13 protein-coding genes and 5 pseudogenes are annotated in these 14835 nt (G+C 69.7%); 10 read left to right on the top strand and 8 right to left on the bottom strand.

From position 1 onward, the window contains the following. Positions 1-19 precede the first annotated feature (19 nt). The 3 genes and pseudogenes from ACIRP2_RS38310 to ACIRP2_RS38300 all read right to left on the bottom strand — a co-directional run. The gene (locus ACIRP2_RS38310) at positions 20-460 is read right to left on the bottom strand and encodes an Lrp/AsnC family transcriptional regulator (protein ID WP_404258391.1); all 441 of its coding nucleotides are present in this window, start codon (positions 458-460) and stop codon (positions 20-22) included. Positions 461-709: 249 nt separating this feature from the next. Next, positions 710-1009: pseudogene (locus ACIRP2_RS38305) on the bottom strand (aminotransferase class I/II-fold pyridoxal phosphate-dependent enzyme); the annotation flags it as partial. A 54-nt stretch (positions 1010-1063) separates the two neighbouring features. Further along, a pseudogene (locus ACIRP2_RS38300) lies at positions 1064-1348 on the bottom strand (HNH endonuclease); the annotation flags it as partial. Between the two features lie 92 nt (positions 1349-1440). Between ACIRP2_RS38300 and ACIRP2_RS38295 the strand changes: the two are divergent. Further along, positions 1441-2796 carry a hypothetical protein gene (locus ACIRP2_RS38295; protein ID WP_404258390.1) on the top strand — a complete coding sequence of 452 codons (1356 nt, stop codon included), beginning with the start codon at positions 1441-1443 and terminating at the stop codon, positions 2794-2796. A gap of 509 nt (positions 2797-3305) precedes the next feature. Here the strand turns inward: ACIRP2_RS38295 and ACIRP2_RS38290 are convergent. Beyond that, positions 3306-3842 (bottom strand): DUF4240 domain-containing protein, encoded by a 537-nt coding sequence (locus tag ACIRP2_RS38290; protein WP_404258389.1) that lies wholly within the window; start codon positions 3840-3842, stop codon positions 3306-3308. A gap of 122 nt (positions 3843-3964) precedes the next feature. On the opposite strand from ACIRP2_RS38290, the gene ACIRP2_RS38285 reads away from it, so the two are divergent. The 8 genes and pseudogenes from ACIRP2_RS38285 to ACIRP2_RS38250 all read left to right on the top strand — a co-directional run. Further along, positions 3965-4597 (top strand): RNA polymerase sigma factor, encoded by a 633-nt coding sequence (locus ACIRP2_RS38285; protein WP_404258388.1) that lies wholly within the window; start codon positions 3965-3967, stop codon positions 4595-4597. After that, positions 4594-5436 carry a zf-HC2 domain-containing protein gene (locus ACIRP2_RS38280; protein ID WP_404258387.1) on the top strand — a complete coding sequence of 281 codons (843 nt, stop codon included), beginning with the start codon at positions 4594-4596 and terminating at the stop codon, positions 5434-5436. Before ACIRP2_RS38285 ends, ACIRP2_RS38280 begins: the two co-directional genes overlap by 4 nt. Further along, positions 5433-6311 (top strand): ABC transporter ATP-binding protein, encoded by an 879-nt coding sequence (locus ACIRP2_RS38275; RefSeq protein WP_404258386.1) that lies wholly within the window; start codon positions 5433-5435, stop codon positions 6309-6311. Before ACIRP2_RS38280 ends, ACIRP2_RS38275 begins: the two co-directional genes overlap by 4 nt. Further along, positions 6308-7906: an ABC transporter permease gene (locus tag ACIRP2_RS38270; RefSeq protein ID WP_404258385.1), complete on the top strand. Its 1599-nt coding sequence runs from the start codon at positions 6308-6310 to the stop codon at positions 7904-7906. Before ACIRP2_RS38275 ends, ACIRP2_RS38270 begins: the two co-directional genes overlap by 4 nt. Next, positions 7903-8631 (top strand): ABC transporter, encoded by a 729-nt coding sequence (locus ACIRP2_RS38265; RefSeq protein WP_404258384.1) that lies wholly within the window; start codon positions 7903-7905, stop codon positions 8629-8631. Before ACIRP2_RS38270 ends, ACIRP2_RS38265 begins: the two co-directional genes overlap by 4 nt. Before the next feature lie 11 nt (positions 8632-8642). After that, positions 8643-9024: pseudogene (locus ACIRP2_RS38260) on the top strand (GNAT family N-acetyltransferase). Between the two features lie 271 nt (positions 9025-9295). Next, the gene (locus tag ACIRP2_RS38255; protein ID WP_404258383.1) at positions 9296-10042 is read left to right on the top strand and encodes a hypothetical protein; all 747 of its coding nucleotides are present in this window, start codon (positions 9296-9298) and stop codon (positions 10040-10042) included. Between the two features lie 262 nt (positions 10043-10304). Continuing rightward, a pseudogene (locus ACIRP2_RS38250) lies at positions 10305-10403 on the top strand (IS5/IS1182 family transposase); the annotation flags it as partial. 117 nt (positions 10404-10520) lie between these two features. On the opposite strand, the gene ACIRP2_RS38245 reads toward ACIRP2_RS38250, so the two are convergent. The 3 genes from ACIRP2_RS38245 to ACIRP2_RS38235 all read right to left on the bottom strand — a co-directional run bounded on the left by ACIRP2_RS38245 (position 10521) and on the right by ACIRP2_RS38235 (position 12188). Further along, a complete protein-coding gene (locus ACIRP2_RS38245; protein ID WP_404258382.1) occupies positions 10521-11033 on the bottom strand; it encodes a Uma2 family endonuclease in 513 nt (170 codons plus the stop codon). Between the two features lie 367 nt (positions 11034-11400). Then, positions 11401-11916 carry a GNAT family N-acetyltransferase gene (locus ACIRP2_RS38240; protein ID WP_404258381.1) on the bottom strand — a complete coding sequence of 172 codons (516 nt, stop codon included), beginning with the start codon at positions 11914-11916 and terminating at the stop codon, positions 11401-11403. 137 nt (positions 11917-12053) lie between these two features. Beyond that, the gene (locus tag ACIRP2_RS38235) at positions 12054-12188 is read right to left on the bottom strand and encodes a hypothetical protein (protein WP_404258380.1); all 135 of its coding nucleotides are present in this window, start codon (positions 12186-12188) and stop codon (positions 12054-12056) included. 182 nt (positions 12189-12370) lie between these two features. On the opposite strand from ACIRP2_RS38235, the gene ACIRP2_RS38230 reads away from it, so the two are divergent. Further along, complete coding sequence (locus ACIRP2_RS38230) at positions 12371-13204, top strand: PIG-L family deacetylase (protein WP_404258379.1); 834 nt, start codon at positions 12371-12373, stop codon at positions 13202-13204. A 298-nt stretch (positions 13205-13502) separates the two neighbouring features. Here ACIRP2_RS38230 and ACIRP2_RS38225 read toward each other — a convergent pair. Further along, positions 13503-14493, bottom strand: a pseudogene (locus ACIRP2_RS38225) (cytochrome c oxidase assembly protein). Between the last annotated feature and the right edge of the window lie 342 nt (positions 14494-14835).

The raw sequence follows: 14835 nt of genomic DNA, 5'->3' as shown, positions 1-14835 counted from the left end.
GCTGAGACGCTCGGACGCGTCAGTCGACATGCCACAAGAAGCGATGCGTGTGGATCCCGAAGTAGGGGAAGTTCTCCACGGATGCGACCCCCTCGACGGGCCGCACGACGTCGTTGATGAAGTCCAGAAGATCCCGAGGCCGACCGCACACCACCTCCGCGAACAGGTCGAAGCCGCCGGCGGTCAGGACCGTGTACACCACTTCGTCATGCCTGGACAGCTCATCGGCGACCGCCCGGGGATCGCCGTCGATACGCAAGCCCAAAAGCGCCATCGTCTGCTGGCCCATGGTCATCGGGTCGGTCACTCCCACGACCTGGACCGCCTTGGTGTCGATCAGCCGCTGCAACCGGAGTCTCGCGGCGGAGGGTGACAACCCCACCTTCGGCCCCAGATCGGCGTACGGGATCCGGCCGTCGACCTGCAGCTCCCGCAGGATGGCCCGGTCAGTCTCGTCCATGAACCTCTCGCCCCTACACGATCTGCAGGTATCACGCTTGCTTCAAGTACAGTGCCGGACTATGACGCTCGATTCAAGCGTAGAGACGATGGAATCGAGTGAGATGCCTGGGGGAGTGCTCGTGAATTCCTCGTAGTCCTGACGGTCCCGGCCACGACGACGTCCCAAGGTGGCACCGGCTGGACTTCCACTCCCAGTGCAGAGGGAAGCGTCCGCCACTCGTCCATGCGTAGGTCGACTACGCGCGGTAGCGCGGTCGCGGGTGCCGCCGACCACGACCCAGCCGGAGCGGAACCCGGCGATGCGGTATGCCTTGGAAAGGCCGCTGAAGGTCAGGCAGAGGCTGTCGTGGGCGAAGGCCGCGGCGTGGTGGTGGCGTGCGCCGTCGTAGAGGATCTTCTCGTAGATCTCGTCGCACAGCAGGACGAGGTCGTGCCGGGTGGCGAGGTCGGCGAAGCCGCGGACGGTCTGTTCGGAGTAGACCGCGCCGGTGGGATTGTTCGGGTTGATCAGCACCAGTGCCTTGGTGCGGCTGGTGATGCGGCCGGCCCGCAGGTGGCCCGGCAAGCAGAACCTACCGGGCCAGTGCGGGCCCGCGAGTGGCTACGGTGCGACCTCGTACTTCACGACCGTGTCCTTGCAGCCCGCGGCCAGCTTCTCCAGCGCGGCCCGCTCCTTGTCGTCCGCGGTCAGCTTCCACCGCAGCTTCGTGGCTACCCGGTCGGAGGCGTAGGTGCACTGTGCGGACGCGGCCGACGGGAGCCATTCAGCCGGGTCCCGGTCTGCCTTGGACCGGTTCGTCTTCGCGGTGACAGCGACCAGCGACCTGTCGGCGTCGAGGTCGATTGCGTACTGCTCACGCCGCTCTGCCGTCCACTTCGAGGCCCCGAGTGGCGGGGAGCGTCATTCCAACTGTGCTGTAGTCGAAGCTGTTGATGGTGTCTGCCTGGTGTCAGGGGCGAGCGCTAAGGTACTTGGCCGTGGACGCTACTGATCTTGATTACCGGGCCCGGACACGGTCCGGCTGCATCCCGCCGGAGCTGGTCTCGCGGCTGCTCGAACGAGGCCATGCCGACGTGGTGGAGTTGCAGGCCGGACGCGGGGAGTGGTTCTGCGCGCTGGCGTGGGCTCGGGTGCTGGGTCATCAGGGCCGAGAGGCCGACGCGTTGGAGGCGCTCGCCCCGTACGTGGCGACGGGCTGGTGGACGGCTGTTGTTGCCGCGGCGGAGTTGCTGGAGGTCTGGGACCGCATCGACGAGGCGATCGAAATCACCCGGACCCGCATGGAAGTCGGGCACCCGATGGCTTTGGAGGCCTACGCGAGGCTGCTCGCCCGGCACGGCCGCGCCGAGGAGGCGTTCGATCTGCTCGTGCCGCACGTCGACGACTGGGTGCTCGCCACCGCCCTCGTCGACGTCGCCTCTGTTGCCGGCCGCGACGAGGAGGCGGCCACGCTGCTCGCCGGCCGGATCCGGGCCGACCACTGCTGCGACGGCCCGTGGTGCTGCCGCGGCCTCGATTCCGACATGGCGCTCGGCCTGCTCGCGACGATCCGCGAGCGCCAGGGCTACATCGATGAGGCCGTCGCTCTGCTCCGCCGCCGACAGATCACCTCAATCAACAGCCGAGACCAACTTGCCGAACTGTTGGCCCGGCACGACCGAATCGAGGAACTGCGCGCCTACGCCGCGCTGGACGGACATGAGGAGGCCGTACAGCAGCTGGCGGAGCTGCTGGAGAAGGGTGACGATGTGGAGGGCGCGATCGCCGTATACGGGCACGCCGACGGCCCCGCGGCCCGGAACCCGAACTCGGCCTACGAACTCGCGCAGCTCTTGGCCCGACACGGACGGGGCGGAGAGGCGATCGCTGTGATGCGCGCCCAGGCCGACGTCCATCCTGGCGACAACTGGATTCTCCACGCCTTGTCCGAGCTGTGCCTCGACCAGGGCCGCCCCGCCGACGGCCTGGCCCACCTCGACGCCCTCGACGTCCAGCGCGGGGGTGAGGACGAGTGGGAGTTGTACTGGATGCGGTTGCCGTTGATCGCCGCCTGCAGTGGGGTCGACGAGGCGGTTGAACAGGCCCGTGCCCACCCCGAAGGCGCCACCTGGTACGCGGCGGAGCACATCGCCCGCCTCCTTGCCGATGCCGGGCGCACCGAGGAAGCCGTTTCCGTCCTCCAGCAGCACGACCACAGGAACAGCCACGACCTCGCTGGCTACCTCTTCGACCTCGGCCGCGTTGAGGAGGCCCTGGCCATCCTGCTGCACAGAAGCCCCCCGCCACCGCTCCTGCCGACGACACACCTGTGGTCCGACGAGCCACCACTCTGAAGCCCTGATCGAGTGTCGGTGATGACGGCCCATCACCCGATGGTTGGTGGGGCCTCGCGGTTGACGACAACCAGCACCGGTGCTCCACCGTCCCGGGTGGACATACGGGCTTCGAGGTAGGCGGTCCAGTCGGTGGCCGCGCGGTGCCGCCAGTACTCGGCGGTGACGGCGTGGGGACGGAGCAGGGGTGCTAGGACGGCCGGCGGCAGGTCCTCGGCGAGCTGGACCGGTGCGGTGGTGCGGGCTGGCCGGATGGGGATGTGGTGGGCGGCCAGGCGCTGGGCGAGGGCGGCGGAGGAGACGTGCTGGCCGGGGTGGGTGCCGGGGAAGAGCCAGTGGCGCGGTGAGTTCGTCGCCCAGCCGGAGGGCGGCGACTGGGCGGCGAGTTCGGCCAGGAGGAGCGCGACGGGTTCGGGCAGGCGGACGGGGGTTTCGGCGAGGACGAGCCGGCCACGGTGCCGCGGGGGGGGGGGGGGGCCGCCCGGCCCCCCCCCCCCGCGCCCCGCCTCTCACGCGTACAGTGCGGCCAGCTTCGGCAGCCGCAGCGCCACCCGCTCTGCGTCGTCGAAGTCGAAGTCCCACTCCGGGTCCAGCGCGGGGTATCTGATCGAGAACGAGCCTCCGGGCAGGTTCTCGCCGGTCGCCGCCCGGTGCGCCTCCCAGGCCACCGCGAGCATCCGCTCGCACTCCACCTCCTCCTCCCTCTCCGCCGCCGCGGCCCTGATCACCGGCAGCTCGGCCAGCGTGTCCGGATCGGCGACGACCCGCTCGAACACCTCACGCCCCTGCGCTGTCAGCCAGCCCCGGAAGTAGTCGAAGCCGTCGTCGGAACAGCCTCCGTTGATCGTGTACGCCGCCGCCCAGAGCGGTGCCCGGTAGGAAGCGGCCAACAGGTCCCGGAGCAGCTGCTGCGCGGCGACGATCTCCTCCACGGGCCGGGCGGCGAGCAGTTCACGGGCCCGCTCGACGACGGCCTCGGCGTCCGTCGGGTCGGTGACCTGTGCGCGGGCGTCGTCGATCAGATTCCAGAAGTCCGTGGTGTCCATGTGGTGCAGCACCTCCGGAGGGGTCTGACAGTCGGGCGGGCCTGAAGGCACTCCCTGATCGATGTGGCGCGCGTCACGTCTCGATGGTGAACCGGTCGGCCCACCCCGGACGACGAAGGGGTGTGAACAGAGAGCCCCTGGACGCGGATACCGAAGCGGACCTCGTGGCGGCGGTCGCCGACGGGGACCGCGTCGCCTTCGAGCTGCTCTACCGTCACTACGCCCCCTGGCTGACCGCCAGGCTGCGCCACCGCTGTGCCGACGAATCGCTGCTCGACGACATGGTTCAGGAGACGTTCCTGGGCCTCTGGCGCAGCTGTTCCTCGCCCGGCCGGCCGCCACCGCGGATCGACGACATGGCGGGCTGGCTGTGGCGCGTCGCCTCCCGGCGGCTCGTGGACCAGGCCCGTGCGGGCGGTGCCCGCGCACGGCTGTGGCAGGCGCTGCGACGGGCGCGCCCGCGCGTTGAGCGGTCCGCCGAGGAACGGGTGCTCGACAGCGCCGAACACGGTGATCTGGCCGACGCGCTGGCCAGGCTGCCCACCGAGTTGCGGCAGGTCATGCAGACCCTGGTCGTGGACGGCCTGACCGTACGGCAGACGGCGAGCCTGCTGGCACTGCCACCCGGCACCGTGAAAACCCGCGCGATGCGCGCCCGCACACTGCTGAAGCGGGAACTCGGGGGCCCGGAACCAGGGCCCGAACCGGAACCAGGACCGAGCCCGATGCCCGGGCGCGCGAGGAGACGACGATGACGACGTACCGGAGCGGCGACCCACACCCGCCCGACCCCTTGCTCCACAGCTACGCACGCGGCGAGACGGCGACCGTCGCCCTGCGCACCGTCGAACCTCACCTCGACGGCTGCCGACTCTGCCGTGCGAGGCTCGCCGACCACCTCGACCCGGCCGCCGCGGACCGTGGCTGGGGACGACTCGACGCGGCGATCGACGCGCCCGTGCCGGGCCCGGGAGAGCGGCTGCTGCTGCGTGGCGGGGTGCCGGACCACCTGGCCAGGCTGCTGGCCGCCACCCCGGCACTGCGCGCGTCCTGGGTAGGCGGGGCAGCCCTGACACTGCTGCTGGCCGCCTTGGTCGCACGGCTCGCGGAACCGTCCGGCACCCCTCTGGTCTTCCTCGGCCTCGCCCCGCTGCTGCCCGTGACCGGCGTGGCCGTCTCGTACGGCAGACGCTGGGATCCCGCGCACGACATGGGTCTGGTCACCCCGGTGCGGGCCTTCCGGCTCGTCCTGCTGCGCACCGCGGTCGTGCTCGCCACCTGCGTCGCGCTCACCGCTGCCGCGAGCACGGTGCTGCCCGGGCCCGCACGCGTCACCCTCGGCTGGCTGCTGCCGGGATGCGCGCTCACCGCGGTGAGCCTCGCCCTCGCCGTCCGGATGGAATCCACGACGGCGGCGGCAGCGGCCGGGGCGGGCTGGCTGGCGCTCCTGGCCGTCACCCGTGACTCGCATGCCGTCTTCACCGCCCAGGGGCAGCTCGCCTCGGCCGCGGTGCTTGCCGCGGCCTCGACGGTCGTCCTGCTCTCCCGTACCGCGTTCGACCGGCCCGCCCACCGATGGAGGACTGCCCGATGACGATCGAACACACCATTCGGACAAGAGAGTTGGGTGTGCGGTACCGCCGTTCCGTGGCGCTCGACTCGGTGACTCTGGTGCTGCGGGCCGGAGTCACCGGTCTGCTCGGGCCCAACGGCGCGGGCAAGACCACCCTGCTGCGCACCGTGGCCACCGCACTCGTCCCCGACAGCGGGGAGATCAGCGTGCTCGGCCGCGACCCCCGCGACCCCCGGGAGCGGACCGAGATCCGGCGGCGGCTCGGATTCCTGCCGCAGGACCCAGGCTTCCATCCGCACTTCACCGTCTTCGAGTTCGTGGACTACGTGGCGATCCTCAAGGAGATGACCCACCGGGCACGCAGGCACGACGAGGTCCGCCGAGTGCTCGACGCCGTCGGGATGAGCGAGCACCGGGGCCGGCGCATGAAAGCCCTCTCCGGCGGGATGCGGCAGCGGGTGGCGCTGGCCGCCGCGCTCACGGGTGCGCCCGAACTCCTCGTCCTGGACGAGCCGACCGTCGGACTCGACCCCGAACAGCGCCTGAGATTCCGTGAGTTGATCGCCGAAGCCGGTGAGGGGCGTACGGTTCTGCTCTCCACCCACCAGACGGAGGACGTCTCCGCGCTCTGTCACCGTGTGGTGGTCCTCGACCACGGGGCCGTGAAGTTCGACGGCGACCCGGCGGGGCTGAGCGCCGTTGCCGAGGGCCGGGTGTGGAGCAGCGCCGAACGCGACCCTCACGCACTCGCGGGCTGGCGCACCGGCGCGGGGACGTTCCGCAACATCGGCAGCCCGCCCCCGGATGCCGAGACAGTGGCTCCGGCGTTGGAGGACGGTTATCTGCTGCTCCTCGACGCCACGACCCGAACGGCAGGACGGGGGGTCACGGCATGACCGCCACGACGACCGAGGCCCCTGCACGGCCCGGCGGCGACGGTACGGACTCCGCGGCGCGATCCGCCACGCGGTCACTGGCCCGTACCGAAGCGGTGCGGCTGCTGCGGCACCCCGCCGTGCTCGTCGCGTTCGCGCTGTACGCGGCACAGTGGGCGTACAGCGCGTACGCGGGACACGACCGCTACCCGGTGCTGCAGGACGAGGACCGCTACACCCAACCACCGCTCCTACTGATCGCGGCGGGAACACTCCTCGCGGCCAACCTCGCCGCGCTGCGCCCCCACCGGCACGGCACCGACGCGATGTTCGACCTCCTGGTGCTCCCGCCTTGGCGGCGCACCTGCGCCCACCTGCTCTCCCTGCTGCCGCTCGCCGCACTGTCGGCGGCCGTTGCCGGGGCCCGTACCGGTTACGCGGTGATGCAGGACGGGGCGGTCGGCAGTCCCTCCGGGGCCGAACTCGCCACTGGACCGTTCGTCGTCCTGCTTTCCGGTGCGATCGGCGTCCTCGCCGCCCGTCTCGTACGGTCCGTGGCGGCCGGGCCGCTCATGGTGGCCGGGCTCGGCATCGTGACGGTGGCCGGTGCCCTCCAGCCGCGGTCGGACTGGCGCTGGTGGGGTCTCGTCGCCGTGGAGGACGAGAACCGGGCGCCGCTGCCCAGCTCCCTCATGCACCGTCCGGCGGGCTGGCACCTGCTCTATCTGGCCGCGCTGCTGGCCCTGGTGGCGGCCGTGGCCCTGCTGCGCTCCGGCCGCCGTGTCACCCCCGGCCTCGGGGCCGTGACCGGCCTCGCCCTGGCCCTCGCGCTCGTCGCGGGATGCGTGCAGCTGCGCGGTGTCCCGGACGAGGTCTCCAGGGCCCGCTCGGCGGCCGAACGGGCTCCGTCCTCGCAGCAGGTGTGCGGTATGCGCGGACCCGTCGACTACTGCGCGTTCCCCGAGTTCGCGGACCGCTCCCAGCAGTGGGCGCAGGTTGCCGAGGGGATACGGCGGTGGGTGCCAAAGGGTGCGCGGGAGAAGAGGTACGTCGTACGTCAGCACCTCGTTCCGGACCTGCCCGCCGGCGGTCTCGTACCCCCGCTGCCACTGGAGAGCTGGGCGGCCGACGACCGTGCGGCCCGGACGCCCGACGCCCTGCCGGTCGGCACGGACTGGGGCACGCACAGCGACGTGGCGGGCGACCGGATGCTCGCCTTCGCCGCAAGCCTCGCTCACCGGTCGGTGACCCGGGAGTCCTCACCCGCCCCCGAACACGGCGTGGTCTGCCGCTCCAGGGGAGTGCTCACGCTCTGGCTCGCCGTCCGGTCGACCACCGATACCCGGGCCGCCTACGACTCCCTGGCCGGGCGGTCCTTCGGTGGCATCATGCTCAACAGCTTCGACGCGGACACCGGACTCGGCTTCAACCGCCGCGAACAGGGCCTCGTGGACGAGCTGTTGGGACGAGACGCCGCCGACATCGGTGCCAGGGTGCAGCGGTCCTGGGCCGAACTCAGCGCACCGTCCACCACCACCGACCGGGCGGCAGCCCTCCTCGGTGTCCCCGCACCCCCGCCCGCGCCCAGGGAGGACGAAGGGGTGTGCGCCGTATGAGCCCCGCCACCCCTGCCGCCCCCGTCGCGGTGCTCTGCGCGCTCCTGCGCCCCGACCTGCGCGCGGCCCGCACCCGCCCCCTGCTGGCAGCCGGAACGGCGGGGCTGGCCGTCACGGCCGGCCCCGCCGCGTTCCACACCCACATCGAACCGGCCTCGGCTGCGCTGCTGCTGCGGTTCGCCACCGTGCTCGGCGCCCTCGGACTCGCCTTCCTGCTGGACGATCCCGCCGCCCGTACGACCGAGGTGCTGCCGGTGACGAAGGCACTGCGCAAGGGCCTGCGGATGGCCTTGGGGCTCATGGCCTTCGGGGTCTTCTGGGGTGCCTCGGCCGGTCTCGCCCGGCTCGGGGTGGCGGCCAGGGGGCGGGAGGCCTTCCCGCTCGGCGCCCTTGCTACGGAGGGTGCCGCACTCGCCGTGCTCACGCTGGCCCTGGCCCTGCTGGGGCTGCGGCTCTCGGCCTCCGGATCGGGCAGCCCACTCGCGGCCCCGGCACTGGTCCTGCTGCTCGCGACGGCGCTCCTGCTGCCGGACCGGTTCGCCCTGTTCCCCGCACCGGGTGCTCCGAACGCGGGCGTCGCCGCCCTCCGTTGGGGCGCCCTGCTCGTCCTCGCACTGTGCTTGAGCGGATGGGAGCTGTGCGAGCGGCGAACCGCACACCGAGGGAAGGGAGTCCGGCGGACATGGAGGTATGAGCGGCACAGCGATCCGAGGCCGGGGAGCTGACCGAGCTGGCGATGGCCTCGAAGGCCCACTGGGGCTACGACGAGGCGTTCCTCGCCTCCTGCCGTGACGAACTCACTCTGCACCCGGCCGACCTCGACCGCCGTCGCCGAGGAGGACCGCCGCTTCCTGGGCTTCACCACCCTGGACGGCGCCCCGCCCCCAGGGCGGCCTCGGCATGAGGTTCGTCGCCCCGGACGCGCTGGGCCGGGGCATCGGCCGGCTCTTGTTCGAGCACACCATGACGCAGGCCCGCCGCTTCGGCTTCGCACGACTCACCATCGGTGCCGACCGAACGCGGAACCCTTCTACCTCGTGATGGGCGCGCTACGGATCGGGGCGACCCCGTCCGGATCGATCCCCGGCCGGGCGTCATATCCCGCCGCGCTGAACTGAAGCGTGCGGTCAACGGCGGCCCACTCAAGCAACGCGCTGCAGGAGTTCTGGAACGCCTTGGGCCACCGGATGGTCTTTGAAGCGCGGGACGAGGTCGCGTACGAGTTGTACGCAGCGGGGAGCACCGATCCCCTGGACGAGTTCCAGCGATTCGAGCACGAACCCGAGACGGGTGCCGCTAAGCCGCCGGAGAGATCTTGAAGGACCAGTGACGGGACCATCCGCGAGAAATGCTGCGACACCTTGATGTGGCAGGCCCGAAAATCGCTCGATGACGACCAAGAAGCGTTGCCTCACCCTCCATGTTGTCGTTCCTGATCTTCCGCAGAGGGGCGCAGGCGTCGAGGTCCGACCGGTGGTCGACAGTGAGGACATCTTGGCTGAGGTGTTCACGGAAGGGCCGGGCGAAGATCCCAAGTACCTCTTGCTGCCGGATGGCCCTCTCATGGCTGGTCCTGAGCCTCACGAGGTACGGCTGGCCGAGGCAACGTGCACCGAAGGGTGCTGCGGCGCTCTCTACGTGACCATCCGGCGCGACGGCGACCACGTGATCTGGAGCGAGTGGCGGAACCCCGACGAGGACAACGTTGACCTGCCTGAGTTCTGGTTCGATGCTCGGGAGTACCAGACAGAGGTAGAGCGAGCCGTTGCGGACCACAGCTGGGAGTGGCCAGCACGCACCGTTGCGCGGCTGTTGGAGCTGGATCTCAGAGAGCGCGCCAGATGGCCAGCACAATGGGAATGTGAACTCGGCGGTGTGTCCGCCTGGCTTTGGGAGCCTGACCAGATCAACCTCTTCCTCTTCCATCCGGGCCGCTCGGCCATCGGGGAAGATCGCCCATGGCTGCAGTTCCGGATGGTGCTTGACGTCTCCAATGACGACCCTGAAAGTCAGGCCGAGAGACTTGCTGGGCAACTCGTGGCGGGTGACCCACGTCAGACAGCCGAGGTCTGCGGCGGATCTCCGGAGTACGCCAGACAGCTTGGTTATCCGTGGCCGCAGCGGCGGGGGGCCTGAACGCGAGGAACACGGCACGCGGGCAAGAACAGTGCAGGGTTGGAACACTGCCTCTTCACCAGTCGGGGACGTGTTCACGTCGGCCGCGCACGCGCTGGACGACGTGTGGCCCGGCGTCATTCCCGGCCTGCCGCCCGCCGTCTCCTACGCGATCGCCGCCGTTCACCCGCCCGTGCCGGGTGAACGGGCCGAGGCCGGCCGACCGCGCGCGGAGATGGCCCAGACCGTCATCGACGGCGGCTGGTCCCCCTCCCCGCCGGGGCTCGCAGGCTGCCGCCGCCTGCACTGCCGCTACGAACGCAAGGCCGAGCACTTCCTCGCCTTCACCAGCCTCGCCTGCACCCTCGTCGAGCGCCGGTGATGCCACCGAGTCAGGGTTCGCCCCGCAGACAGGTGTCGACCGCGTGACCGTTCGGAAATGGCTCGGAGACTTCCTCTGGGTGACCGCACTTCGGCCATCGTCAGGCGGGTTCTGCGGTCAGGATGCGAGGCGGCTGGTGTCCAGGTCCAGGTCGAACGGTTCGGGCAGGCGGATGGCCGTCCCGAACGGGTGGGGGCCATCAATGAGGGTGCAGCCGAGTCGGCCGGGCTCGGAGAACAGGGTGACGCTTCCCTCGATCCGGTCGAAGAGCAGGTACAGGGCAGCCCCGTACTCGGCCGACCGGCGGCGCTTCACGACCTGGTTCGTTTCGGCGTTCGACTCCGACGTCACCTCGACGATGAGGTGCGTCTGGTCGGGGAGGAGCGCGCCGCCGCCCTTCGCGAGGTCCTCGGGAACGACGGCAATGTCGGGGACGTACCGGTTCGATGTCCCGGGCAGATCGAGGTTCCCGGATCCTTCGACGCAGCCGAGCTCGTCGACCCGGTCCTCGATCTGCCGCCGGACCGCTTTCGCGGCGCGTTCGTGGTCCCAGGTCGGTGTCACCGGCTCGATGATCCCCTCGACGATCCGGACACGGTCTGTCTTCAGGGGGCGCGCCCTGGCTGTCATAGCCTCGGTGTCACCGCATCTGTGACAGTTGCGTCGCCGTTGGGTGAGGCGGGGCCGGCCCCGAGCGCGCGGCGCCCGGCCGTCGGACGCGGTTTCTGCTCTGCGGCCGGGGTTGCGGGGAGGCGCTCGGCGGCGAGCTGGGTGCGCGGCGCGGGCAGCAGCTCGGCGTCTCGTACACGGAACAGGTTGTTGAGCGACACTGAAAATGCCGACGGTGCGGCGCTGAGGATGCCGACGAACGAGACGAAATGCCCCGCTGGGAGTGGTCCCAACGGGGCGGTTGTCGGTGAGGTGTCGTTTTGGTCGGCAAGGTGTCGGGGTGGTTCATGTGGGCTTTGCGCGTCACCTGGCACCAGATGACTGGAGGTCACCTTCGTGTGAGGGCAGTGCTGGCGTTGATGGCCCAGTGGTTGGCTTGTAGAACTCGGTCCGCGAATGTCACATTGCGTTCGTCGATGAACTGGAAGCCGAGAGATCGGCAGATGCCGTTCGAAGGTCCGTTGCCCGTTGCTGGAAATGCGTGCACGAGCCCCCAGCGGTCCTCGTCCCGTGCCTGTTCGAGCAAGGTGCGGACCGCGAGTTTGGCCAGTCCGCGTCCCTGGAATTCCGGCAGGACCATCCATCCGATCTCCGACATGGGCCCGTCCTCGGTGTCGTGAGACCATATGGTCACCGTTCCTGCCACGACTTCAGGTGCGGCAGGGTCAGGGATGATCATCTTGGTCCAGTCGCGATCTGCCGCTGCCTTGTGGACGTCGCGTCGGACTTTGTCCTCCATGCCTTCGCGTGGCAGTGGTCCGCCGAGGTCGGTCATCATGGCGGGATCGCACCGCATTCTGACGTATGCATCGACGTCATCAAGCTGGACGTTGCGTAACTGCATTGGCTTCTCCTTGCTCCCTGGACTGCTCAAATGATCCGACATGACGACTATCGGCGGTCTCTGTCTCCTTTGCGCGGTCTGAAGCGGCCCTTCGGCGACTCGGCAGCCAATCCGCCTGGTGAACCTGCGTCCTTGGTTCAGTTGAGGATTTCGGTGACGGCGGACTGGGCGGCTTTGTCGTCGACGATGGACTTGCCGGTGGCGAACCATGCCTCGCCGGGCTGGTACGACTTGCCGCGGGGGCGTTCGCGGAGCTTGCCGATTCGGCCCAAGCGGACGCGCAGGGAACAGCCAGCCCGCCGGCATGGTTGCATCGACCGAGGAACCGGCGCCGCACGGGCAGGGAACACGGAGACCACAAGGTCGTCCGCCCCACCAGGATCCGGGCCCCAGGATCGCGGTACGCACGCCGCGCACTCGGACCAAGACGTATTTCTGCAGGAGGAACTGTTTCATGACTGAACGGCCCTTGACGCTCATGGCAGTACACGCCCACCCCGACGACGAGGCCACCGGAACCGGAGGGGTCCTTGCGCGGTACGCGGCGGAAGGCATCCGCACGGTTCTGGTGACGTGTACCGACGGCGGTTGCGGTGACGGTCCGGGAGGTGTCAAGCCGGGCGATCCCGGGCACGATCCGGCGGCGGTCGCCTTGATGCGCCGCCAGGAACTTGAGGCGAGCTGTGACGTCCTGAAGGTCAGCGATCTGGAGATGCTGGACTATGCCGACTCCGGGATGACGGGCTGGCCAAGCAACGACGCCCCCGGATCCTTCTGGCAGACCCCCGTGCAGGAAGGCGCGGCCCGACTCGCGGAACTCATGCGGCACTACCGGCCCGATGTCGTCGTCACCTACGACGAGAACGGCTTCTACGGCCACCCCGACCACATCCAGGCCCACCGCATCACGATGGCGGCGCTGGAGATGACCGCGCTGACACCGAAGGTGTACTGGACGACGATGCCCCGCTCGATGATGCAGCGGTTCGGCGAGGTCATGCGCGAGTTTCATGAGGACATGCCGGAGCCGGATCCTGCAGAGGCCGCTGCGATGGCCGAGATCGGCCTCCCCGACGATGAGATCACCACGTGGGTGGACACGACGGGGTTCAGCGGTCAGAAGTTCGACGCGTTGGCCGCGCACACCAGTCAGGGCGAGAACATCTTCTTCCTCAAGATGGGCAAGGAGAGGTTCGGCGAGTTGATGGGCATGGAGACCTTCGTACGTGTCCAGGACGCCACCGGCGCGGCCATACCCGAGAACGATCTCTTCGCCGGACTGCGCTGATCCGCCCGTCCAACCGGCGCGCACGGGAGAGGGCTGGTGAGGAAGGCGCCGTCCATGGGCATGGATGACGTCTCGCCGGTCGAGCGGGAAGAAGAGGTCTTCAAACACTACGAGAGGCCTTACGAACGCGGTACTGGGCGCTGCTTCGCACGCCGCTGACCAGCCTCCGTCGCATGAGTGCGCCAGCTTCCGAAGGACTGGGTCGTCAGCGTGCAAGCCGAGGAGCTTTTTGGCCTCCACTCCTTCGCCACCGGTCTGGAGAAGGACCCAGCGTTTGTCCAGGTGGGACTTGAAAGGATCAAGCTGGCCGGGTCGTGGTTGCCGTCCTGTCCCGGGCGGCGACCTGGGCCAGGTAGGCGTTGTAGGCGGCGAGTTCGGCGTCGTCGTCGCGGTCGGCCTTGCGGTCGCTGCGAAGGGCGGCGCGGCGGTCGCTGGCGGCCCACTGGACGAGCAGTGCGATCAGCACCAGCACGGTGGGGATCTCGCTGAACGCCCAGGCGATTCCGCCGCCCATGTTCTGGTCGTCGAGCGGGGCGACGTGCCAGGAAGGCGGTGGGTGGGCGTAGAAGCCGACGATCAGGCCGCTGGACATCATCACGGCGATGCCGAAGAAGGCGTGGAACGGCATGCCGATGAACAGCTCCAGCATCCGCAGTACATGGGACGGGCGCCGGGGGGGCGGGGTCGACGCCCATGATGGGCCAGAAGAACAGCAGGCCGGTGGCCAGGAAGTGCACCAGCATCCATTCGTGACCGAGCCAGCTGCGCATGGACAGATCGAACAACGGCGTGAAGTACAGGACGTAGAGGCTGGCGATGAACAGCGGCAAGGTGAACAGCGGGGAGGCGATCACCCGGGCCAGGCGGCTGTGCAGGAACCAGGTGATCACCTCCCTGGGCCCGGTGCGGCCCTTCCCGGCGGTGGGCAGGGCCCGCAGGGCCAGGGTGACGGGTGCGCCGAGCAGCAGCAGGATCGGCGAGAGCATGGACAGCACCATGTGCTGGACCATGTGCACGCTGAACAGCATCATGCCGTAGCCGTTGATGCCGGTGCAGGTCACCGCTGCGAGGCTGAGGACGCCTGCGGTCCACAGCAGGGTGCGGTGCAGCGGCCAGCGGTCGCCGCGGCGCCGCAGCCGCCATACGGCCAGGCCGTAGAGGGCCAGGGCCAGAAGGCAGGCGAGGGGTTCGACCGGCAACGGTTGGGGGTGCCAGGCCAGCATCCGTCCCAGGGTCGGTGGTGCCATCGGCATCCACATCGGCCCGGTCATGTGCCCATCCATATTCATGTCCGTGTGATTCATGCCGTCCATGTCGTCCCTCCAGCAGGTATTGGCCGACGTGCTTGCCCGGTGTGGTGCCGCCCGGAACAGTGAAGGCGGCACTGGGGCTTGTGGCGGGTGAGGTGGTCTCGGGCCGTGTATGCGGCGGCGCCGGCCGCCGTTCCGGCGACGAGGCCAGGGCCCCGGTGGTGTCCGCGGTGGTCAGCAGCGCGGGAGATGGCGGCTCGCCGGTGGTGGTCGTCGTGTGGATGTCCGGCGTCGTGGTGCCGTGTGCCGTGGTCTGACATGTCAGGGTTGGCAGCCTTGTGAAGTCCGTGGAGGTGGTGGCGAGGGCCCGGCATAGCGGCC

This window comes from Streptomyces sp. NPDC101194 (assembly GCF_044767885.1).
GTDB lineage: Bacteria > Actinomycetota > Actinomycetes > Streptomycetales > Streptomycetaceae > Streptomyces.
This window is presented reverse-complemented; position numbering and strand designations above follow the sequence as displayed.

Coding starts and splice junctions, on each gene's coding strand:
- ACIRP2_RS38230 (WP_404258379.1), top strand. CDS start 12,371: ATGACTGAACGGCCCTTGACGCTCATGGCAGTACACGCCCACCCCGAC.
- ACIRP2_RS38240 (WP_404258381.1), bottom strand. CDS start 11,916: ATGCAGTTACGCAACGTCCAGCTTGATGACGTCGATGCATACGTCAGA.
- ACIRP2_RS38245 (WP_404258382.1), bottom strand. CDS start 11,033: ATGACAGCCAGGGCGCGCCCCCTGAAGACAGACCGTGTCCGGATCGTC.
- ACIRP2_RS38265 (WP_404258384.1), top strand. CDS start 7,903: ATGAGCCCCGCCACCCCTGCCGCCCCCGTCGCGGTGCTCTGCGCGCTC.
- ACIRP2_RS38275 (WP_404258386.1), top strand. CDS start 5,433: ATGACGATCGAACACACCATTCGGACAAGAGAGTTGGGTGTGCGGTAC.
- ACIRP2_RS38280 (WP_404258387.1), top strand. CDS start 4,594: ATGACGACGTACCGGAGCGGCGACCCACACCCGCCCGACCCCTTGCTC.
- ACIRP2_RS38310 (WP_404258391.1), bottom strand. CDS start 460: ATGGACGAGACTGACCGGGCCATCCTGCGGGAGCTGCAGGTCGACGGC.
- ACIRP2_RS38255 (WP_404258383.1), top strand. CDS start 9,296: ATGACGACCAAGAAGCGTTGCCTCACCCTCCATGTTGTCGTTCCTGAT.
- ACIRP2_RS38290 (WP_404258389.1), bottom strand. CDS start 3,842: ATGGACACCACGGACTTCTGGAATCTGATCGACGACGCCCGCGCACAG.
- ACIRP2_RS38270 (WP_404258385.1), top strand. CDS start 6,308: ATGACCGCCACGACGACCGAGGCCCCTGCACGGCCCGGCGGCGACGGT.